This window comes from Deinococcus yavapaiensis KR-236 (genome assembly GCF_003217515.1).
In the GTDB taxonomy this organism is placed as follows: domain Bacteria; phylum Deinococcota; class Deinococci; order Deinococcales; family Deinococcaceae; genus Deinococcus_A; species Deinococcus_A yavapaiensis.
The window spans coordinates 1-21749 of sequence record NZ_QJSX01000025.1; the positions used below are offsets into that span (position 1 = coordinate 1).

Sequence of the window (21749 nt, forward strand, 5' to 3'; positions counted from 1 at the left end):
GAGACGGCGGAGAATCTCGTGTACGAGGTCATGATTCGACTGATGGTGCGCCGACTGGTCAAAAGTACGTCCTGAGGCTTATCAAACGCACTTTAGATACGTCTCGTCGTCCTTCCTCGTGCGCTCCTCAGGACGCTTACAAAGTCTCCTCGCAGGACACGGGGGCCAAGCCCAGCGTCAACTTGTACGCCCGCCGTCCCCCGCGCTCGTCTGCGAAACGGGCGTGCAAGGCGTACAACTCCCGTTGCAACACTTTGGCTTCCTCGACGGTCAACCACACTTCACCGGAGTTGAACAGCGTCGCGGGCGAAAGGTCGTCAACACTCGACCAGGTTTCGCCCGGACGCGGGCCGAAGGTGCTGAGGGTGTCGCCGCGCTCGTTGCGGTAGTGACTTCGGCCGAGCGACACCGGTTCGCCCCACGCGCGACGGTACGCGCCCAGCAAGGCGCCCACGAACAAGCGCGCTTGCTCGGCGTGATCTCGCAAGTACAATTCCTCCACGTCCGACGCGCTCATCGCTTCGAACGGCACGAACAAGCGCGGCGCGACCGAAGCGTAGTACTTCACGGCGCGGCCCGCGCGCCGTTCCTGCCTCACGACGTGTATCAGACCGACGCGCTCCAGCGCTCGCAACTTCAAGTACGCGGCGTTCAAAGTGAGATCCAACGCCTGCGCGACGCTCGACGCGGTACCTTCCCGGCCAAGCAGGAAGTGCATGACGTCGCGCAACTCCGGCCGTTCCAAAGCCTGCGCCGCTTTACGGTCGTACACGACGTGCCAGCCGCTGCTTGAAGAACGTCCTTCCATGCCAAGCAGTGTACGCGCACACTATCCTCATGAGCGCACGCACGACTTCCCTGGCGTCCTCGCCGGACTTTTTGAAGCTTTGGGCAGCGGAAACCGTTTCGGTGTTCGGCTTTCAAATCACGGGCCTCGCCTTGCCGCTCACGGCGGCCATCACCCTCAGCGCCACGCCCGCGCAGATGGGCGTGCTCGGCGCGCTCGAAACGGCGCCGTTCTTGCTGTTCGGGCTGTTCGCGGGCGCGCTCGTGGACCGCGTGCGCCGACGTCCCCTCATGGTCCGTGCCGACATCGTACGCGCGATGCTGCTCGCGGCCGTGCCCGCCGCCGCCCTGCTGAACGCCTTACACATCGAAGTGTTGTACGTCGTGGCCTTCCTCGTGGGCATCGCGACGCTGGTTTTCGACGTGGCGTACCAATCGTTCCTGCCGTCCGTGGTGAAGCGCGAGCAACTCGCAGACGGCAACGCGAAGCTCGAAACGAGCCGCGCACTCTCGACCGTGCTCGGCCCGAGCCTCGCCGGAGGCCTCGTGCAACTCGTGACGGCGCCGATCGCGATCTTCGTGAACGCTTTGACGTTCGTTCTGTCCGCCGCGTTCCTCGGGGGAATGCGCGTTCCCGAGGAGGCGCCGCAACCCGCCGAGCGTCCGAACGTCTGGCGAGAAATCGGCGAAGGCTTGAAGGTCGTGACCCGCTCCCCGGTGCTGCGTTCCATCGCGGCGTGCACCAGCATCTCGAACTTCTTTTCGAGCGCGGGCGGCGCGGTGTTCGTGCTGTTCGTCACCCGCGACCTGAACTTCAGCCCCAGTCTCCTGGGTACGGTCATCGGCGTCGGAGGTGGCGGCGCGTTGCTCGGAGCGCTGCTCGCCGGGCGACTTCCCGCTCGGCTGGGCATGGGGCCGGTGATCGTCCTGTCGTCCGCGTTGTTCCCGCTCGCGAGTGTGCTCGTGCCGCTCTCGACGCCCGGTCTCGCCGGGGTGATTCTGGTGGGCGTGTCGCAATTCGTCATCGGCTTGGGAATCGTCGTGTACAACGTCGTGCAGGTGAGCTTGCGGCAGGCGATCACACCGCACCGCTTGCTGGGCCGCATGAACGCCACGATGCGCTTTTTCGTATGGGGCACCATGCCGCTCGGCGCGCTTTTGGGCGGAGCCCTCGGCACGCTTCTCGACTTGCGAACCACGCTGTTCTTCGCGGCACTCGGGCAGGCGTTGGCGGTGCTGCCCGTGCTGCTGTCGCCTGTACGGCGCCTCAAGGACGTTCCCGAGCTGCCCGACGAGCGTTGAGGAGTCGCCGCCCTTCCGAGCCTTCGCCGACCACGCCCTCCTCACTCGAAGATGCTTCGATAAGAGCCGTGTCCACGGAATCGAACCCGCGACGAAGCGCCCTCCTCACCGTCATCCTCGGCGGTTTGCAAGCCTTCGGGCCGCTCAGCATCGACATGTACCTTCCAGGCCTTCCGGCCATCGCGCGTGATCTCGGCGCTTCGGAAGGCACCGCGCAATTCACCCTCAGCGCGTTCCTGATCGGCATGGCCATCGGGCAAGCAGTGTACGGCCCGATCACCGACAAGTACGGACGCAAATCGCCGTTGCGCTTCGGGGTGGTGCTGTACGTGATCGCGTCCGTGCTGTGCACGCTCGCGCCCTCGGTGGGCGTCCTGATTCTGGGGCGCTTCCTGCAAGCGCTCGGCGCGTCCGCCGGGGCCGTCATCACCACCGCCGTCGTGCGTGACGTGTGGAGTGGCAAAGCCGCCGCGGACCGCTTCAGCTTGTTGATGCTCGTGATGGGCGTCGCGCCGATCCTCGCACCGCTGCTCGGCAGCATCGTGCTCGCCCACTTCGATTGGCACGCGGTGTTCTGGATTCTCGCGGTGTTCGGAGCGCTGTGTCTCGCGGCCATCTCGGCGCTGCCCGAAACGGCGCCGCGAACGCCCGGGAAATCCAGCCGTTTGCGCGACGGCCTGCGAACGTACGCCCTCTTGACGCGCGACACTGGCTTCGTCACGTACGCCTTGGCGGGCTCGTTCGCGTCGTCCACCATGTTCGCGTACATCACGGCGTCGTCGTTCGTATTCGTCGACCTCTTCGGCGTCGCGCCGGGAACGTACGGCTTGCTGTTCGGCTTGAACGCGCTCGGTCTCATCGTGGCGTCGCAAGTCAATCGTGCGCTGCTGAGGCGCCTCCCGATCGAGGTCATCGCGTCGTTCGCGACCCTCGCGCTCGCGCTGTTCGCGTCGCTGCTGCTGCTCGTCACCTTGCTCGGCCAGGCGAACGCCGTGGTGTTCGCCGCACTGTTGTTCGGCTTGCTGACATCGCTCGGATTCACGTTTCCGAACACCACCGCGCTCGCGTTGGAGTCGATTCGGACGAACATGGGCAGCGCGTCGGCGTTTCGCGGCACGGTACAGTTCGCGCTTTCGGGCCTCGCGGGCAGTCTCGTCGGCGTCCTCGCCAACGGCACGGCCCTGCCCATGGCAAGCGTGATCTTCGTGTGTGCGATTCTGGCCACTGTTTTTCTGTCGGTCGCTCGTCGCGTGAGGCCCTCGGTGTAAACGTGAAGACGCACGACATGCGACCGTGGAGGATTCTCGACGGGCCGACGATCCCTCGAAGCTTCGCGGTCCGCGAGGTGCCCCGTTGCCGCTGATAGCGGAGGCACCCTCATAACCGTGCCCGCCATCGCCGTGCGTGAAGCCACACCCGATGTGCTCACTTCGGCGAATTGTCCAACACCTCACCCGACCCGCTTCCACCGTTCTCGGCGTGGTTTTGACTCGTGGCGATCGAGGGGCCGTTCAAGGACGCGAGATCGGAAGTGCGGGACCGGTTGCTCGCCTGCGCTTGGGCCGCGTAGTGAAAGGACAGGACGCTGGAGTCGACTCGCGCAGAAGGGACGCGAAAGGCTTTCGCGTCCCTCCTCTCGCAGGGGCCCTACCGCGACGTCGAGGTGGTTGTCACCTGGCTCAGCACGCGGTCGATGGCGCGCGTCACCAAGTCCGGGTCTTCGTTTTGCACCATGTCCCACGATCGGTCGGAGAACAGTTGCGTTCCCCGCGTCGACAGCTTGACGAGCTTGGTCTGCTGTGCGGCCAACACCTTCCACAGTTGCTGACCTGCCGCGACGTTCGCGGTATCCTGCGCGATCGTGAAAGCGTCGAGCATCGGAGTCACCACGACGAGCGGCAGCGACCCGAGGCTCTTGGCGCGGCGCGTCTGCTCGTCTCCGGCTCGAAGATTCCATCGAGCGTCGGTCAGGATCCCGCCGTTCGGCGACGCGTACGAGCGCGAGAAGCTTTGAAGGAACGCCACGTCCTGCAAGGCGGGCGCGAGCGTCCCGTTGGCCTTCCAGGGATGCTGCGAGAAGAACCGAGCGATCGCCTGCGCGGTGTCTTCCTGCCAGGGGTTGACGAGTACCATGCCTGCCACCTGATTCGCGTGGCGATCGGCGAACAGCCGGGCAATTTGACTTCCGAAGCCGTACGTCACGAGCACGAACGGGCCTCGCTCGCCCGCTCGCTCGAGCGCACGGGCGAGATCTTCCGCTCGTGTCAAGCCGTCGGTGACGCGTGGCGGAGCCTCGCTGGGCAGGACGCCGGCCGTGGTGGACCAGCAGGTGCGCGCGTCGGTCCGGCTCGCGGCGGGAGAGGCAAGCCACGCGCCCATCATGGGGGCCGTTCCACTCAGAAAGAGCAAGGTCGGCTTCTTCGAGGTTCCGTCACATTCGACGTAGAGCTTGTACCCGCCGACATCGATGGACGTCGCGCCGTTCAGTCCTTGCGCGGCGCCCGTGCCGATCAGCGCAGTCAGGCTCGCCGCGAGCAGACGAGCGCGACTTCCAGCCGCGCTTCTCGTACCCCTTCGTGAAACTTCGCGATGCTCACGCCCTTCCTGCTTGATCCCGAGGTTTTCCATCACATCACGCTCCTTTCACGAAGCAGGATGCGCCGCTCGGCGTGACGTGGCCGTGACGCCCGCGTCACGCTCGCCGCCCGAGTGGACGTGACGGTCAAGGGGTGACGCCGGCGGTCTCTTCGACCGAATCTGTCGGAGAAGCGGCGATGAGCGTGACGTAGGCGGCGACCGCGCGAGTGAACACGGTTTCGGCGACGATCGGCCACGACGTGAACGAAGGATCGCGGCGAATCTGCCGAACGAAGGCAACTTCGGCGGGCGCGTCCACCAACGCGCGGAGAGCCTGCAGTTCGAACCGATGCCACGGCGGCGTGTCGTCTCGTAACCCGGCCACGAGGTCGTCGAGCGGCGCGAGGCGTGTCCGCGTACCGGGGGAAGGAGCGCGCACACGCGCGTGAAGAGCGCGAACTTGTGCCTGCCACGCCAAGTCCTCGCGTCCCGCGTCCATGGAGGCGTCTCGGCTTCGCTCGAACGCGTCGGCCGCGTCCGGAAAGCGGCCCGCGAGGTACAGGGCGTCTCCCTCGTGGCGAAGCAGCCACGGCAGCGCGGCGCGGTTGCCGAGCAGCGTCCACGACGCGACGGCGCGCACGAAGTACGCGTGCGCCTCGGCGGGTCGTCCGGCGAGCAGCATCAGGCCGCCGAGGTAGCCGGTGCCGATGGCCAATCCGAACACGTCTCCCGACCGCTCGTCTTGCCGTAGCCGCTCGAGATGCAGCGCCTCGGCTCGGTCGAATTCGCCGCGCGCTTGATGACCGAGCGCCAACCGCGTCGTGCAGGCCCGCTCGAACTGGGCGTTGCCCGCGCGGCGCGCTTCGCGTCGGCCCGTCTCGAACAGCGTGCGGGCTCGCCGGGGAGTTCCTTGCAGCTCCAAGACGACGCCGAGATGCAGCATCGCGAGCCAACGATCCGCGGTGATCGTGGACGGCGCGTCCGTGGGAAGCAATCGCAGACCTCGCTGTAGAAGTGCGCGCGCTTGGCGAAGCAGAGGGGCGTTGCGATTTCGTTCGTGTGGTGGCTCGGCGAGGCGCAGGTGAACGATGCCGAGCCGAACGAGCACCCGGCCGAGGACGGGTGATTCCGGCAGCGTGCGCGACGCGTCGCCAAAAACCTCCAGCGCCGCCGAGTGGGCGCCGCGCATCTCGAAGTACCACCACCACGCGTCCATGCACTCGTCCACGAGGTCGGTGACGCCGCGTGACGTCATCCAAGTCCACGCCGCGCGCACGTGGTCGAGCGACGTATGAATTTCGTCGAGGAACTTGGCGCGCGCCACTCCGTCGTCGAGGCGGCGAGGATGGCGGGCGAGCAACGCAGCGAAGTGTCGAGCGTGCCGTTCGCGCAACGCTTCGGCCGCGAATTCCGAGTCGTTCGCGTGCGCGGCGGCGACGTGGCGCACGAGCGGGTGGAGGGTGAGGACGCCGTCCTGACGCCGCAGCAGTCCGCGGTCGTGCAGGGCCTTGAGCGCGGCAAGGTCGAGGTGCGCGATGGTGCGAGCGTCGTCGGCGCTGAACGAGGCGTTGACGGCGCCCAGTGCGCGCAGCGCGTTTCGTTCGGCTTCCGAGAGCGACGACCACGTGTGGGCGAGGACGACGCCGAGGTTCGCGTGACGACCGGGCAGGTCACGCAGATCCGCGCGAAGCTCGCCGGGATTCACGCGAACGACGTCCACGATTTCGCTCGGCGACAGGGTCGGCACCCAGGTCGCGGCGAGTTCCAGCGCGAGCGGCAACCCGTCGACGAGCGCGCACAGTTCGCGAAGCGCCGACTCGTCAAGGGAGGTGAGTCGGAAGGTCGGGTCGGCGTGCCGAGCGCGTTCGACGAAGAGCGTCGCGGCGTCGCACGTGGCGCTCCACGGCTCGCCATCAACCGAGTGGTCGAGTCCTTGCAATCGGAAGACGGTTTCGGCTTTCAGTCGCATGGGGCTGCGAGACGTGACGAGCAACCGCACGCCGGGCGCCGCGAGGAGTTGCGAGAGCACCTCGGGATCGCGGAGGTCTTCGGCGTTGTCGAGGACCAAGACGACCGAGCGGTGCGCGACGAACCGCGTCAGCGTCGCGGCCGTGACTTGATCGAGCGGCGCGTGAAGCGCGAGCGCGACGGCCGTGAGCGCTTCCGCGCCCGAGCGAACGCGCTCGAGCGGCACGAACACCACGTCACTGTCCCTATTGAGGTCTTGTACGGCCCTCGTCGCGAGCCGCGTCTTGCCCACCCCGCCCGGCCCGACCACCGTCACGAAGCGCGCTTCGCCTCGCAGCAGTGCGACGAGGGCGGCCACTTCACGCTTGCGTCCGACGAAGTTCGTGGCGCGGGAAGCGACGTCCGACTCTGTCGCTTCCCGCGCCGAGGCGTCCCGAGTCCGAGCGGTCGGCGCGAGTTGCGACGACGGCTGGAGGTCGAGATCCGTTGCCAATCGGCGGGTGTACGTCTCGAACACGTCGAGTCCTTCGCGCGAACGGCCCGCGCGCCGCGCGAACTGCACGAAGCAGGCGAACGCCTCGTCGTCGTAGCTGTCGTGCAGCAGGGGACGCAGCAACGCGAGCGCCTCGTCGGGCCGTCCTTCGTCGGCGAGGGCGCGGCAACGACCGAGCAGGCAGGCTCGCCACAAATCCCGCAGCCGCTCGCGCGTCGGCACGATCGTCGCCTCGATTTCAGGCGGGAGAGCGGCGCCGAAGCTTTCGAACAAATCACCGCCGTACCAATCGAGGGCGGCGGGATCGTGTCGGGCGGCGGCCGTTTCGAAGTGCTGCACGTCCGTCGCGACGGGCCAAGCGATTCGAGTGGACGTGACGCGAAGATCGCGCGCCCAGTCGAGTTCTCGGGTGCGGTACAGCAATCGGCGCAGATTCTGCAACGCCGAGTTCGTGGACGTGTCCGGCCAGAACAGGGTCGCGAGCCGATCGCGCGGAACGCCGCCTTGATGCAGGGCCAGGAACGCGAGGAGCACGTGGCGCTTGTCGGGCGAGAACGGCACGCGTCCGGTCGGGACGTCGAGGTGAACGTCACCGAGAAGATGCGCGGTCGAGTGATCGTCCATGAGCTTGCGCCTCACCTCCGAACGCCGACGAGGCTCGGCGTTCGGAACCAACGCGGAAAGTCCGAATGTGCTTTGCCTGACTTCAGTGTAGGCCGCGAGTGAACGGCGATGGTGAAGTTGCCCCGCGTCCTTGAGCGGATCGAAAGTCGTCTTTCGCGACCGCTTCCCTCGGCTCGTCGTGCCTCGTCGGCGACTCTTGGTTGACCGCGAAGCGCGTACGAGGCAAGACGTCACGCGCATCCAACGGCAGTCGCGCCTGCTGGGCCGCCTCGGTCGATTGGCGTCGCCCCTTCTCGGCGCGGCGCAGTTCGGAGCAGTTGCCGACGGACGACGCCGTCGTGCGAGCTCGCCGAACGCCCCTACAATGGGCTTCGATGAGCGCCGAGCCTCTGCTGGATCGAGCGGCCTTTCTTGCCTGGCTCGGCCGAACGTACGACGTGGCGCTCGATCACCTCGAGTTCCTACCCTTGGGAACGACGCCCGCGTATCGAGCGGTCGGGCCGGAGCGGCGACTCTTCGTCAAGCTCGTGCAGAGCACGCCGTTCGGCAAGATGCTTCTCGGACGTCTCGAGGCAGAAGGGCCGCTGCTTCAGGCCCTTCGGCGTCACCGCGTTTTGAACCGCGTGCCCAAGGTCGTCTCGTCGAAGGCGGGACGCACCCTCGAACGCTTCGAGGACGTCACGGTCCTCGCTTACGAGTGGATCGACGCGCGTCCTCTCGGTGAGCAGTGGTCGAACACGCTCGACGAGCTCGCCGGGCTTCTCGGGCGGCTTCACGCCGCCAGCGACGTTCTCACCGCCGTCGTGCCTCGCTTCCCGACGCCGCCGGAAGACTTCGCGTTGCCCTTCGAGGCGGACTTGCGCCTCGACCTCGATCGCTTGCGGCGAGGGCAGCTTTCGGAGCGGCGGGGATCGCGGGCGTTGCGGGTGCTGCTTCGCCCCATGGAGCGCCACCTCACGCGCTTGTTCGAGCAAGCGCGCGCCTTCGCCGAGCAAGCCAGGTCGCACTCCAATGCCTTCGTGGTGTGCCACACCGACGCGCACGGCGGCAACGTGCTGCGCGACGCGAACGGCGACTTGTGGCTCATCGATTGGGAAACCGCGCGCTTGGCGCCTCGCGAGCACGATCTCTGGATGTTGCACGACGGACTGCGCGAGGTGCTGCCCGCTTACGAGGCCGCGCTCGGTCGGCGGGTGACGCCTCATGGAGGCACCCTCGGCTTTTACTTGTACCGCCGCGTGTTGGAGGACTTGGCGGTGGACGTCCGGGCCATCGTCCGCGAGAACACGCGCGACGAGGAGGACGAGGTGAATCTCGGCGTGCTCGAACGCTTCGTCCTGCCCGCCGCGCGCCGCGTCGAGGGCGACTTCGCGCGCTTGAGGGAATCCTTGCCGCGCCGTTGAAGGATGCGCGGGAACGTGGAGGCGAACTCCGCGCGGACACGCTCCCGGCACGCCCGAGCGCCTTGCCTCACCGCCTGCAAGTGGAGCAATAGCGAGTGACCTCGACTCGCTCTCCGTCCCCCACGCGACGAAAATGCGCTGCGGGGCAACGGCGCTATCCTACCTGCATGACGCACTTGGCCCTGCCCGACGTTCGCCTCCGCGCCTCGTTCATCGACTTCGTACGCGAGTGTCACGAGCACGGCAGCGGTCTCGGGGATACACGCGAGCTCAAGATCGAGGACCTCGAGGCGGACTTCGCCGCCCACGTCCGCGACCGCCGCGCCTTCGAGCGCCGAGAGAACCTCGGGCCGGGCTTCGTTCCGCAAACCGAGAAGTGGCTCGTGGACGAGGAGCGCGTGCTCGGCCGAGTGAAGATTCGCCACGAACTCAACGACCGTCTGCGCGAGTTCGGCGGTCACATCGGCTACGAGATTCGCCCGTCCGAGCGTCGCCGTGGTCTCGGCTCGCTCGCGCTGCGACTCGCCCTCGACGAAGCGCGAGCGCTCGGCCTTTCGGAAGTACTGCTCACGTGCGACGAGGACAATCTCGGATCGCGCGGCGTCATCGAGCACAACGGCGGCGTGCTCGAGGGCGTCGTGAAGCTCGAGTGGTACGCCAAGCCGATCTGCCGTTACTGGATTCGGCTGTAATCGACGGCTTCGGAATCGCGCACGACCGCCGTCTTCACCTTCCAAGCGCACATCCCTTCCCGGCCAGGCGTGGGCGGCGTCATGGTACGTGCGGACGCCGCGTCACGATCGTTACGGCCTCCTCGTTCTCAACGGGTCGGCTCGGAACTTCAACGTCAAGTCGGTGACGTTCAGGTAGTGGATGAGCGCTCCGATGAACAGCACGACGCCGCTCATCTCCAGCAGTTCCTCCACGGACACCACCATCATCTCCGCGAACGTCACGCGGCCTGCCACGGCGTTCACCCACGCCTCGACGACTTCCAAACCGAGGGCGCCCATGACGTAGATGCCGCCTGCGACGAGGAAGGCGCGAAGCGTGCGCGGAGGCAAGTGCGCGAGAAAGCGCCATAGGCCCAGCAGCAGTCCGACCACGAGCAGGGCGTACGGCACCACCCACGCGTACTTCAGCACCCCGCCCAAGTGGGACACGCGCACGAGCGGTTCGCTGAGGCTGTCGTGCAGTTGCGCGACCTCGTCGAGAAACAAGTAGCCCATCACGAACGTCAGCACACGCCAATGCAACGCGAAAGCGTCGCGGGAGCGCCGCTTCAAGTGTGCGATCACGCCGAGCAGCACGGTCGCGAGCAGCAGCAACACGCCGGAAAAGGCGGTGGGAATGTTCGCTTCTCGGTTCACGTCGAAGCGGTACACGAACCAGTCGCGCAGCATGAAGTCGGGCAGGAAGAACACCGCGACTTGCGCGATCAAGTTGAGCGCCGTGAGGACGATCGTCACGGCGAACAGCAGACGCGTGACAGGAGCGGGGCGCACGAACCATTCGAAGGTTCGATTCGCCTCGGCTTCCAAGGGACGTGCGACGGCGGGCAGTCCGGTTACATCGGTCATACGATCGTGTCGGCTCCTCTCAGGCAAGAACCAGCCGAAAAACGTGAATAATCCCATTAAGATACAAGTCGTCGAGCGCCAAGGGATGAGAAATTGAGAAGCGTGCTTTGAACACCGCTTCCGGCATGGCCGTCGGCAACTACAAGGCGCCGCTCCCAGTCTCCACCTTCAGGCGTCGAGGCCGTGAAGCGGTGTGGATCGAATCTCGAAGAGATCTCGGAAGCCGTTTCGAAATTCGTCGCTTCACGCCCGTGGCGTTTCCCGTGAGCAGCATCCCGTGTAGAGGACCTCGCGGCCCTCTACACGGGATGCTGCTCGTTCGTGCGCCTTGCTTCAGAAGCTGAACTTGTCGATGTTGCTCTTGTCGAACACCGTGAGGGGGCCGAGGATGACGACGCCGTTCTTGCCGATCGTGCGCTCGCCGAGCTTGCCCGCCTTGAACTTCTGGCCTTCCTTGCCGGTGATCTGCCCGCTCACGAGCGCGGCAGCGGCGTACGACGCGAGGTAGCCGAGGTCCTCGGGATTCCAAAGCGCGAAGCCTTGCACCGTTCCGTTCTTCACGAACTCGCGCATCTGGTTCGGCGTGCCGAGGCCCGTCAGCATGACCTTGCCTTTGTAGGGGCTCGTGGACAGGTAACGCGCGGCGGCGCTGATGCCCACCGTCGTCGGCGAGATCACGCCCTTGAGGTTCGGGTAGGCTTGCATGAGGCCTTGCATCTCCGTGAAGGACTTCTGGTCGTCGTCGTTGCCGTACGCGATCTTCACGAGCTTCATGTCCTTGTACGCGGGCTTCTTCAACTCGTCTTGCATCACCTTGATCCACGCGTTTTGATTCGTGGCGTTCGGCGTCGCCGACAGAATCGCGATTTCGCCCTTGTAGCCGATCTGCTTGGCGAGGATCTTGACCTCGTCACGACCGATCGTGTCGTTGTCCGCTTGGCTCACGAACACGTTGCGGCCGTCGGGCGCGACGTCGCTGTCGTACGTCACGACCTTCACGCCTTGTTGCATGGCGCGCTTGAGGTAAGGAACCAGCGCGTTCTGGTCGCTCGCCGACACCACGATGGCCTTTTGACGTTGAGCGAGCAAGGTGTTGATGTAGCTGACTTGGCTGCTGGCGCCCGCGTCCGACGGACCGACTTGCTTGCCGATTCCCGCGAACTCCTTGATCGCCGCTTGGCCGCCCTTCCAAGCGGTCGCGAAGTACGGGTTGTTGACTTGCTTGGGCAAGAAGGCGATGGTGATGCCCTTCTGGATGCCGCCTTGGGCGAGCGCGGCCGCGCCGAGCGAGAGGGCGAGGGCGGCGAGCAAGATCTTGTGGTTCTTCATAAGGTTCCTCCTGGAAAGAGAGAGCGGATCGCGAAGTTCGTGAAGCGTCGCGGACGGCGCGGTTCAACTCGTCACGGCGCGCCTCCTTTCGAGCGGGCGACGCGGCGCTCTCTCGAGGTTCGGACGCGCGCGGCGAGGTTCGGACCGAGCACGGAGAGAATCAGCAGCAAGCCGGTGACGATCGTGAGGATCTCGTTGGGAACGTCGGCGAGGGTGAGGGCGTTTTGAATGATGCCGATGAGGAACACCGCGCCGATCACCCCGATGACGCTGCCGCGCCCGCCGAAGATGCTGACGCCGCCGAGCAGCACCGCCGCGATCACGGCGAGTTCCAGACCGACGGCGTTGTCGGCGCGGGCGCTGGAGAAGCGGAAGGTGTACACGACGGCGGCGAACGCGCTCATGAGGCCCGACAGCACGAACAGCAGCAGCTTCGTACGTTCGACGCGCAAGCCCGCGAACCGCGCGGCGAGTTCGTTCGCGCCGATGGCGTACAAGGAGCGTCCGAAGGGCGTCGCGTGCAGGACGACGGCGGTAATCACGGCGAGCACGGCGAAGGCGACGATGGGAATCGGAATTTGCGTGCCCGGCACGAGGCCGAAGCCGAGGTTCGTCCAAAACGGGGGGAAGTCGGCGACGGCGCGGTCGCCGAGCAGCGCGTACGCCAGTCCGCGGTACAAGGCGAGCGTTCCGATCGTCACGGCGAGCGACGGCAAGCCGAGGCGCGTGACGAGCAGACCGTTGAAGAGACCGGCGAGCGCGCCGAGCGCGAGGGTCGCGAGGAGCGCGAGCGGCATGGGCGCGTGCGCCGCCCACAGCACGCCGAGCAGGGCGCTGCACATGCCAACGGTCGACGCGACCGACAAGTCGATTTCGGCGGCGACCACGACGAGGGTCATGGTGAGCGCGATAAGGGCGATCTCCACGAGGTTCGACGAGAGGTTCGAGAGGTTCGGGCCGGTCAGGAACGCTTCGTGGAGGCGCGAGCCGATCAGCAACGCCACGACGACCAGGCCGAGGATGGCGGCTTCCCAGCCGAGCAGGCTGCGCGCGGGTTTTTGAGGAACGCTCAACGGTGGCTCCTTTCTTGCATGGCGCGGGCCGCCCGCTTGGCGAGGATGATGTCGACGCTGATGGCGAGGAGCAGCAGCGCGCCTTGAATGGCTTGCTGCCAAAAGGCGGGGGCGCGCAGCGCGACGAGGGCGCTTCCGATCACGCCGAGCAGCAACGCGCCGATGCCCGCCCCGGCGATGGTCCCGACGCCGCCCGTGATGGCGACGCCGCCCACGACGGCCGCCGCGATCACCTGCAACTCGATGCCCGACCCGGCGGCGGCGTCCACCGTTCCGAAGCGCGCGAGGTACAAGACTCCGGCGAGCCCCGCGATGGCGCCCGACAGGACGAAGCCCGTCAGGACGCGGCGATTCACGTCGATGCCCGCGAGGACGGCCGCGTCGACGTTGCTTCCGACCGCGTAGTACTCGCGGCCCGAGCGGTACGAGCGCAGGTAGACGCTGAACGCGATCATCACGGCCAGCACGAGCAGCACGAGGAACGGCACGCCGAGGACGGCGCCGCTCGCGAAGGTGCTGAAGGCCGCCGGGAGGTTGCTGGCGGTGATTTGACCGCCGTGCACGATGGCGTAATCCACGCCTCGGAAGACGTAGAGCGTGCCGAGCGTCGCGACGAGCGCGGGGACCTTGCCGTACGCGACGAGCAAGCCGTTGACCACGCCGAGCAGCGCGCCGATGCCGATTCCCGCCAGGAACGCGAGCGGGACGGGCAAGTTCGGGTGCGTGACGAACAGCGAGCCGGACAGGAAGGCGGTGAGTCCAAGGACGCTGCTGACGCTGAGGTCCACGTGCTTCATGAGCAGCACGAGCGTCTGGCCGACCACGACGAGCGCGACGATGGCGACGTTGAGCGCGAGGTCACGCAAGCTTTGCGCGCTCAGGAAGCGCGAATTGAGCGCGGCCGTCGTGCCGACGAGGACCAGCAGAATCAAGACGAGGCTGGCTTCGCGGGCCCGCAGAAGGCGGGTGAGCAGGTTCGGGCCGGTAGGCGGCGTGGCCGCGTTGCTGGAGAGCCGCTCGGTCACGCCGCGCCCCCGATGACGGGTCGCTGCCCGGTCGCGAGGTACATCACGGCTTCTTCGGACGCGTTTTCGCGCGCCACTTCCCCGACGAGTTCGCCTTCGCGCATCACGAGGATGCGGTCGGCCATGCCGAGCACTTCCGGAAGGTCGGAGCTGATCATGACGACGGCCAGACCGCTGGCGGCGAGTTCGGCGAGCGTGCGGTGCACTTCAGCTTTGGCGCCGACGTCCACGCCGCGCGTGGGTTCGTCTACGAGCAGGACGCTCGGGCCGGTCGCGAGCCACTTGGCGAGCACGACCTTTTGCTGATTGCCGCCCGAGAGGGTGCTGACGGCGTCCGTGAGGCGGTGCGCCTTGAGGCGCAGTTTGCTCGTCCAGTCGCTCGCGGTTTGGTACTCGCGCGCGCGGTCCATCAAGAAGCCTTTGCGCAAGTCCTTGAGCACGGCGAGGGTGGCGTTGCGCTCGATGCTCATGTCCATCACGAGGCCTTGCTGACGCCGATCTTCGGGAACGAGGCCGATCCCCGCCTTCATGGCGGCGTTCGTGTCGAGCGGCGGCACGGGCCGCCCGTTCACGCGGACTTCGCCCGCGTCACGCGGATCGATGCCGAAAATGGCGCGCGCGACTTCGCTGCGGCCCGCGCCGACCAAGCCCGCCAGCCCGACGATTTCGCCTTTGCGAACGGTGAAGCTGACGTCGCGGAACACGCCGCGACGAGTGAGGTTCCGGACGTCGAGGGCGACTTCGCCGAGTTGCACGGGCACTTTGGGGTACAAGTCGCTGACGTCGCGTCCGACCATGCCGCGCACGACCCGGTCGACGGTGTACGTCTCGGTGAGACCGGAATCCACCCAGCGTCCGTCACGCATGATGGTGAGGCGCTGGCACTCGGCGAACGCTTCCTCCAAGCGGTGCGTGATGAACAGTACGGCCGCGCCTCGGGCGCGCAAAGCGCGAACGACGCGGAAAAGTCGCTCAGTTTCTTGTCCCGTGAGCGCCGCCGTCGGCTCGTCCATGATGAGGACGCGCGCTTGGAAGGACAGGGCCTTGGCGATCTCGACGATTTGCTGATCGGCGATGCTGAGGCCGCGCACGGGTCTGGCCGGGTCGAGGGGCACGACGAGGTCGCGCAGAATCTCGGCGACTCGGGCGCGCATGGCTGGATGGTGGATGCGGCCGCCTTTCAAGGGTTGGCGTCCCATCAAGACGTTCTCGGCGATGCTGAGGTCCGGAAAGAGCGTGGGCTCTTGGTAGATGACGGCGACGCCCGCGTCGCGCGCCTCGGCGGGATTGTGGAACACGCGCGGTTGGGCGTCGACGCGTAGTTCGCCTCCGTCGGCGCGGTGGACGCCCGCGAGGATCTTGACGAGGGTGCTTTTGCCCGCGCCGTTCTCGCCGAGCAGCGCGTGCGCTTCGCCGCCGTACAAGTCGAGGCTGACATCGACGAGGGCGCGAACGGGTCCGAAGCTCTTGCTGGCGTGCGAGAGCGAGAGGATGGGCGCGTCAGTCAAGGTGGAACACCTCCTCCAGCCGCAAGAATCCTTCGTCCGGGTGTTTGCCGCCCAAATCGATGAAAAAGGAGGCCATCTCGGCTTGCCAGCGGTCGTTGACTTCCCGTTGGCGCATGCCTTGAAGCGCGGCTGGCAAGTCGGGCGTTTCGAAGTACCCGACGAGCAGGCCGTCCGCGCGAAGAAACAGCGAGTAGTTGTGCCAGCCGGTTTCTCGCAGCGCTTCGAGCATGTCGGGCCAGACGTTGGCGTGACGCGCTTTGTACTCGTCGAGACGCTCGGGTTTGACGTGAAGCAAAAAGCACACGCGTTGTGAAGTTATAGGGGGCGAATCGGACGACACGGAACCTCCTGAGCGAGGGAGAACGTCGCCGAGAACGCACGAAAGCGAAGTCGGCGCGAAAAGATTTGAGAAGCCGTTGCGCCTCACATCTAACAACAGCACCCACAATTTTGCAAGGGGTTGTTAGATCGTGTTGTTTTGGTGTTAGATATGAGCGTGGCCAGCGAAGCGCTCAAACTTACTGGGGAACGCCAGCACCTCATCTTGCGGCGCGCCCTCGCCGAGCGAATCATCAAAATCAAAGACCTCGCCGCCGAACTCGGCGTGCACGAGATGACCATTCGCCGCGACCTCGACGCCCTCGCCGAGCAAGGCCTCTTGGAGCGCGTGCACGGCGGCGCGCGCGTCAAGGACAAGACCAGCGAGGAACTCAGCCATCACCTGCGCGCCGCGAAGAACACGGAGGCCAAGGCGCGCATCGCGCGCGCCGCCCTCGACCTCATTCAAGACGGCGACGTCGTCGCGCTCGACGCCAGCACCACCGCCCTGGCCCTCGCCGCGATTTTACACGCCCGCAACGTCACGGCGATCGTCACGGGCCTCGACGCCGCCAACATCCTCGCCGCAAGCGGCGTGAGCTTCTTGATGGTCGGCGGCAACTTTCACGCGCCTGCCCGCTCCTTCGTCGGAGCGTTCTTCATGGACACCATGCGCCGCCTCCATCCGGACAAAGTCTTCTTCTCGGCCAAAGCCTACTCGGTCGAGACGGGCTTCACCGATCCGCACCTGCCCGAAGTCGGCGCCAAGCAAACCTTGATCTCGTCGGGCGGCACCCGCATCGCCCTGCTCGACGCCAGCAAGCTCGGTCGCCGCGCCCTCGCCACCATCGCCACCCTCTCGGAAGTCGACGTGCTCGTCACGGACGCCGCGCCTTCCGACGACGTCCGCGCCGCCATCGAAGCGGCCGACATCAAGCTCGTCATCGCTCAGGAGGAACCGTGAACACGACCTACTTCTTCGCCGCCCTCGACCGTCAGCGCGTCGAAACGCCCAGCTGGGGTTACGGCAACTCCGGCACGCGCTTCAAGACCTTCGCCGCTCCCGGCGCCGCCCGCGACGTGCGCGAAAAGATCGAGGACGCCTCGGAAGTGCACCGCCTCACCGGCATCGCGCCGAGCGTCGCCCTGCACATTCCCTGGGACGAAGTCGACGATTACACGCAGTTGCGCGCCTTCGCCGAGGACCGGGGCGTGACGCTCGGCGCGATCAACCCGAACGTCTTTCAAGACGACGCGTACAAGCTGGGCTCCATCGCGCACCCTGACGCGGGCGTGCGCGCCAAGGCCCTCGACCACCTTCTCGGCTGCGTCGAGATCATGAAGCAGACGGGCTCGCGAGACCTCTCCTTGTGGTTCGCCGACGGCACGAACTACGCGGGGCAAGACGATTTGCGCGCCCGAAAGAGGCGCGTGCGCGAGGCCTTGCGGCAAGTGCACGACGCCCTGCCGGAAGGCGCGCGGATGCTCGTGGAGTACAAGCTGTTCGAGCCCGCCTTCTACGCCACCGACCTGTTCGACTGGGGCGCGGCGTACGCGCATTGCCTCGCCGTCGGAAGCAAGGCGCAAGTGCTCGTCGACCTCGGGCACCACGCCCAAAGCGTGAACATCGAGCAGATCGTCGCGTTCCTCCTCGACGAAGGGCGCCTCGGCGGCTTTCACTTCAACGCGCGCCGCTACGCCGACGACGACCTCATCGTCGGCACCACCAACCCCTTCGAGCTCTTCTGCATCTACGCCGAGCTCGTCGCCGCCGAGCGATCCGGCGATGACGTCACGCGTGCCACCGCCCAGAACGTGGCGTACATGATCGACCAAAGCCACAACATCGAGCCGAAGGTCGAAGCGATGCTGCAGTCGGTGCTGAACTGCCAAGAAGCGTACGCCAAGGCCCTCCTGATCGACTTCGACCGTCTCGCCGACGCGCAAACGGCGGGCGACGTGCTCGAAGCGCACCGCACCCTCACCGACGCTTTTCGCACCGACGTTCGCCCGCGCCTCGCCGAGTGGCGCCGCGCGAGGAACCTTCCCGAAGACCCCATCCAAGCGCACCGAGCGAGCGGCTACCAAGAGAAGGTGGCGCGCGAGCGCGGTCTGGCCGTCGCCGGAGGCGGCTTTCCCGTCAAAAGCTGATCCCGAAACCGTCCGACCCCCCTTCGTCCGTTCCGTCCCGCTTCGGCGGGACGCGGTAACTCACACCTCAAGGAGAGCAGCATGACCGCCACCGAATCCAAGTCGACCCTGCCTGCCAACCTCTGGAACGACGCCGACGCGCCCAGCAGCGACGGCCTCGCCGCGCTCACCTATCGCTCGCGCCTGCTCGGCGCGGACCGCACCCTCGTCAACATCTTCGGAGGCAACACCTCCACCAAGAGCGTCGAACGCGATCACCTCGGGCGCGACGTGACGGTGTTGTGGGTGAAGGGCAGCGGTTCGGACATCGCGAGCATCACCGAGCGAGGCTTCGCGGGCCTCAAGCTCGACGAAGTGCTGCCCCTCTTCGAACGCCCCAGCATGACCGACGAGGAAATGACGTCGTTCCTGGAACGCACCGTCTTCGAGCCGGGCCGTCCCAGGCAATCCATCGAGACCCTGCTGCACGCCTTCGTGCCCGCCAAGCACGTCGACCACACCCACCCCGACGCCATCATCTCGATCGCCTGCGCGCCGAACGGCGAAGAGATCATGCGCGAAATCTACGGTGAGCGCGCCGCGTGGGTGCCGTACATCCGCCCGGGCTTCACCTTGTCGAAGCAAATCGGCGAGGCCGTCCGCGACAACCCCCATCTGGAGTGCGTCGTGATGGGCAAGCACGGCCTCGTCACGTGGGGCGACACCGCGCGCGAAAGTTACGAGACGACGCTGCGCATCATCGGCGAAGCGCAAGCGTACCTCGATCAGCGTCGAGAAGCGCATCCCTTCGGCGGTGGAGTCGTGACGTCGCTCGACGACGAGACGCGCGCGCGTCTGTTGTCACGCTTGCTGCCCGTGCTGCGCGGCGCGATGAAAGGCGACCGACCCGTCATCCTGAACGTCGACACGAGCGCGGAGGTCATGGAGTTCGTGAACAGCCGTGACGCGAAAGTCCTCAGCGGAATCGGCGCGGCTTGCCCGGATCACCTCGTGCACACCAAGCGCGTGCCGCTCTTCCTCGACTGGACGCCCGAGCAAGGCGAGGAAGCCTTGCTGGACATCGCTCGGCAGAGCGTCTCGGCCTTCAAGCTGGAGTACAAGCACTACTTCGAGCAGCACCGCGGGCCCGGCGACAAGATGTTCTCGTCCGCGCCGCGCGTGACGCTCGTGCCCGGCGTCGGCATGATCACTTCCGGCTTCGACGCGGCCCTCGCCGACGTGAGCCGCCAACTGTACTTGCGCGCGATTCAAGTCATGAAGGGAGCGACGAGTCTCGGCGGCTTCGTGAGCCTCACACCCGCCGAAAGCTACGCCGTCGAGTACTGGCCGCTCGAACTGTACAAGCTCGCCCAGAAGCCCGCGCCGAAGACGCTCGAAGGGCACGTCGCCTTCGTGACGGGCGCGGCGAGCGGCATCGGCCGCGCCATCGCCCGCCGCCTCGCCGCCGACGGCGCCCACGTCGTCATCGCCGACCTCAACGCCGACGGTGGACGGCAAGTCGCCGAGGAAATCACGGCGGAGCGCGGATACCGGCGCGCCACGAGCGTCGGCATGAACGTCACCAGCGAAGAGCAAGTCGCGGCGGCGTACCAAACGGCCGTCCTCGCGTACGGCGGCGTCGACATCGTCGTGAACAACGCGGGCATCGCCTCGAGCGCGCCCATCGAGGAGACGTCGCTCGACATGTGGAACAAGAACCAGTCGATCCTCTCGACCGGGTACTTTCTCGTCGCCCGCGAAGCCTTCAAAATCCTCAAGGCGCAAGGCGTCGGCGGAAACCTCGTCTTCATCGGCAGCAAGAACTCGCTGGCGGCCGGGAAGAACGCCGCCGCGTACAGCGCCGCCAAAGCGGCCGAAGTACACCTCGCGCGTTGTCTCGCCGAGGAAGGCGGCGCGTCCGGCATTCGCGTGAACTCGGTGCTGCCCGACTCCGTCTTGTCCGGCTCGGCCATCTGGGACGGCAAGTGGCGCGCCGAGCGCGCCGCCACGTACGGCATTCGCGAAGATCAACTCGAGGAGTTCTACCGCCAACGCAACACCCTCAAAGTCAACATCCTGCCCGAAGACATCGCCGAGGCGGTGTACTTCTTCGCGACGCCCGCCGCGAGCAAGACGACGGGCGGCATCCTCACCGTGGACGGCGGGGTGCCGATCGCTTATGTCCGCTGACGCTTGGCACGTCGCGGTGGACCTCGGCGCTTCCGGCGGACGCGTCGCCATGGGACGCGTTGTGGACGGGCAGCTCGACATCGAGATGCTGCACCGCTTTCCGAACGGTCCCGTCCTCGTGCCGTGGCGCGGTCAAGCTCGCTTGTACTGGGACGTCCTGGGGCTGTGGAAGGAAGTTCTGCACGGCCTCGCCCTCGCCGGACGCCGCGCGGCGAGCCTCGGCGGACGTGTGGTCTCGGTCGGCGTGGACTCGTGGGCGGTGGACTTCGCCTTGCTCGACGCGGACGGCGTGCTGCTCGACGGAGTGCACCACTACCGCAGCGCGCGCAACGACGGCGTGATGAAACGGGCGTTCGAAACGCATCCGGCCGACGTCCTGTACGCGAAGACGGGCGTGCAGTTCCTGCCGTTCAACACCCTGTACCAATTGCTGGCGTCGAAGCACGACGCTCCGGGGGTCTTGGCGCGGGCGCGCACCTTGCTGATGGTGCCCGACCTGCTGCACTTCTGGCTGTCGGGCCGCGCCGTGTGCGAGCGCACGAACGCCAGCACCACGCAATTCTACGATCCGCGTACGCGCCAATGGTCGAGCGAGGTGCTGCGCGCCTTCGACCTTCCCGAAGGCATCCTGCCCGACATCGTCGAGCCGGGCGCCGACCTCGGCGAGCTTCTGCCCGTGATCGCCGAGGCCACGGGCCTGCACGGGGCGCGCGTCATCGCGCCCGCTTCGCACGACACGGCGTCGGCCGTCGTCGCCGCGCCCTTGACGGACGAGAACGCCGCGTACATCTCGAGCGGCACGTGGAGCCTCGTCGGAGCGGAGCTTTCGCGGCCCGTCTTGTCGAAAGAAGCGCTCGAGGCGAACTTCACGAACGAAGGCGGCGTGGACGGCACGACACGCTTTCTCAAGAACGTCATGGGCCTGTGGATCGTGCAGGAATGTCGCCGCGCTTGGGCGGACGTGGACTTCGCGACCCTCGCCAACGAAGCGGAAGTCGCCGAGGGCGGCGCGATCGTCGACGTGGACGATCCTCGCTTCCTGCCGCCCGGCGACGACATGCCCGAACGCGTGAAGGCACTGTGCCGTGAAACGAGACAGCGCGTGCCCGAAACTCGCGGAGAAATCGCCCGCGTGGTGTTCGAGAGCCTCGCGGCGACGTACGCGCGAGTCCTCGGCGAATTGGAACGCGTCACGGGCCGAACGGTGTCCACGGTACACGTCGTGGGCGGCGGGTCGCTCAATCGCCCGTTGTGCCAATGGACGGCGAACGCCACGCGCAAAACGGTCGTCGCCGGACCGATCGACGCGACGCTCGTCGGAAATCTGCTCTTGCAAGCTCGCGCGAGCGGAACTTCGGGCGCTGTGACGCCCCGAGAAGTCGTCGCGCGCACGTTCGCCGTGCACGTGTACGAACCGGCGAATTCGGCGGTTCGGGCATGACA

Annotated in this window: 17 protein-coding genes; 8 read left to right on the top strand and 9 right to left on the bottom strand. The window is 66.6% G+C overall.

Annotation, left to right across the window (positions count from 1 at the left end):
• Positions 1-136: 136 nt before the first annotated feature.
• Complete coding sequence (locus DES52_RS20745; RefSeq protein ID WP_110888748.1) at positions 137-808, bottom strand: ArsR/SmtB family transcription factor; 672 nt, start codon at positions 806-808, stop codon at positions 137-139.
• 29 nt (positions 809-837) lie between these two features.
• Between DES52_RS20745 and DES52_RS20750 the strand changes: the two genes are divergently transcribed.
• Together DES52_RS20750 and DES52_RS20755 are read left to right on the top strand one after the other, a co-directional pair.
• Positions 838-2088, top strand: a complete 1251-nt coding sequence (locus tag DES52_RS20750) for an MFS transporter (protein WP_146237416.1) — start codon at positions 838-840, stop codon at positions 2086-2088.
• 68 nt (positions 2089-2156) lie between these two features.
• On the top strand, positions 2157-3356 hold the full coding sequence (locus DES52_RS20755; RefSeq protein WP_245901207.1) for a multidrug effflux MFS transporter: 1200 nt from the start codon (positions 2157-2159) through the stop codon (positions 3354-3356).
• A 379-nt stretch (positions 3357-3735) separates the two neighbouring features.
• Here the strand turns inward: DES52_RS20755 and DES52_RS20760 are convergent, their stop codons facing one another.
• Both DES52_RS20760 and DES52_RS20765 read right to left on the bottom strand, forming a co-directional pair.
• Positions 3736-4716, bottom strand: a complete 981-nt coding sequence (locus tag DES52_RS20760) for an alpha/beta fold hydrolase (RefSeq protein ID WP_110888750.1) — start codon at positions 4714-4716, stop codon at positions 3736-3738.
• A 94-nt stretch (positions 4717-4810) separates the two neighbouring features.
• Positions 4811-7750: an ATP-binding protein gene (locus DES52_RS20765; RefSeq protein ID WP_170131208.1), complete on the bottom strand. Its 2940-nt coding sequence runs from the start codon at positions 7748-7750 to the stop codon at positions 4811-4813.
• Between the two features lie 374 nt (positions 7751-8124).
• On the opposite strand from DES52_RS20765, the gene DES52_RS20770 reads away from it, so the two are divergent.
• Both DES52_RS20770 and DES52_RS20775 read left to right on the top strand, forming a co-directional pair.
• A complete protein-coding gene (locus DES52_RS20770; RefSeq protein ID WP_146237417.1) occupies positions 8125-9153 on the top strand; it encodes a phosphotransferase enzyme family protein in 1029 nt (342 codons plus the stop codon).
• Positions 9154-9320: 167 nt separating this feature from the next.
• Positions 9321-9845, top strand: coding sequence for a GNAT family N-acetyltransferase (locus DES52_RS20775; protein ID WP_110888753.1), 525 nt, complete (start codon positions 9321-9323; stop codon positions 9843-9845).
• 111 nt (positions 9846-9956) lie between these two features.
• On the opposite strand, the gene DES52_RS20780 is transcribed toward DES52_RS20775, so the two are convergent.
• From DES52_RS20780 to DES52_RS20805, 6 genes are all read right to left on the bottom strand, one after another.
• Positions 9957-10733, bottom strand: a complete 777-nt coding sequence (locus DES52_RS20780) for a hypothetical protein (protein WP_110888754.1) — start codon at positions 10731-10733, stop codon at positions 9957-9959.
• Positions 10734-11066: 333 nt separating this feature from the next.
• Positions 11067-12062: a rhamnose ABC transporter substrate-binding protein gene (gene rhaS, locus DES52_RS20785; protein WP_110888755.1), complete on the bottom strand. Its 996-nt coding sequence runs from the start codon at positions 12060-12062 to the stop codon at positions 11067-11069.
• Between the two features lie 71 nt (positions 12063-12133).
• Positions 12134-13135, bottom strand: coding sequence for an ABC transporter permease (locus DES52_RS20790; protein WP_110888756.1), 1002 nt, complete (start codon positions 13133-13135; stop codon positions 12134-12136).
• Positions 13132-14160: an ABC transporter permease gene (locus tag DES52_RS20795; RefSeq protein ID WP_110888757.1), complete on the bottom strand. Its 1029-nt coding sequence runs from the start codon at positions 14158-14160 to the stop codon at positions 13132-13134. Before DES52_RS20795 ends, DES52_RS20790 begins: the two co-directional genes overlap by 4 nt.
• Positions 14157-15668, bottom strand: a complete 1512-nt coding sequence (locus DES52_RS20800) for a sugar ABC transporter ATP-binding protein (RefSeq protein WP_110888758.1) — start codon at positions 15666-15668, stop codon at positions 14157-14159. Before DES52_RS20800 ends, DES52_RS20795 begins: the two co-directional genes overlap by 4 nt.
• Entirely contained in the window at positions 15661-16008 is a 348-nt protein-coding gene (locus tag DES52_RS20805; RefSeq protein ID WP_110888759.1) for an L-rhamnose mutarotase, read from the bottom strand. Before DES52_RS20805 ends, DES52_RS20800 begins: the two co-directional genes overlap by 8 nt.
• A 150-nt stretch (positions 16009-16158) precedes the next feature.
• Here DES52_RS20805 and DES52_RS20810 point away from each other — a divergent pair, with 150 nt between their 5' ends.
• The 4 genes from DES52_RS20810 to DES52_RS20825 all read left to right on the top strand — a co-directional run bounded on the left by DES52_RS20810 (position 16159) and on the right by DES52_RS20825 (position 21747).
• Entirely contained in the window at positions 16159-16950 is a 792-nt protein-coding gene (locus DES52_RS20810) for a DeoR/GlpR family DNA-binding transcription regulator (protein WP_245901208.1), read from the top strand.
• Positions 16947-18137, top strand: a complete 1191-nt coding sequence (gene rhaI, locus DES52_RS20815; protein WP_110888760.1) for an L-rhamnose isomerase — start codon at positions 16947-16949, stop codon at positions 18135-18137. The genes DES52_RS20810 and rhaI overlap by 4 nt, the downstream gene beginning before the upstream one ends.
• A gap of 81 nt (positions 18138-18218) precedes the next feature.
• Positions 18219-20306: a bifunctional aldolase/short-chain dehydrogenase gene (locus DES52_RS20820; RefSeq protein ID WP_110888761.1), complete on the top strand. Its 2088-nt coding sequence runs from the start codon at positions 18219-18221 to the stop codon at positions 20304-20306.
• Positions 20296-21747 (top strand): rhamnulokinase, encoded by a 1452-nt coding sequence (locus DES52_RS20825; protein ID WP_110888762.1) that lies wholly within the window; start codon positions 20296-20298, stop codon positions 21745-21747. Before DES52_RS20820 ends, DES52_RS20825 begins: the two co-directional genes overlap by 11 nt.
• Positions 21748-21749: the final 2 nt, after the last annotated feature.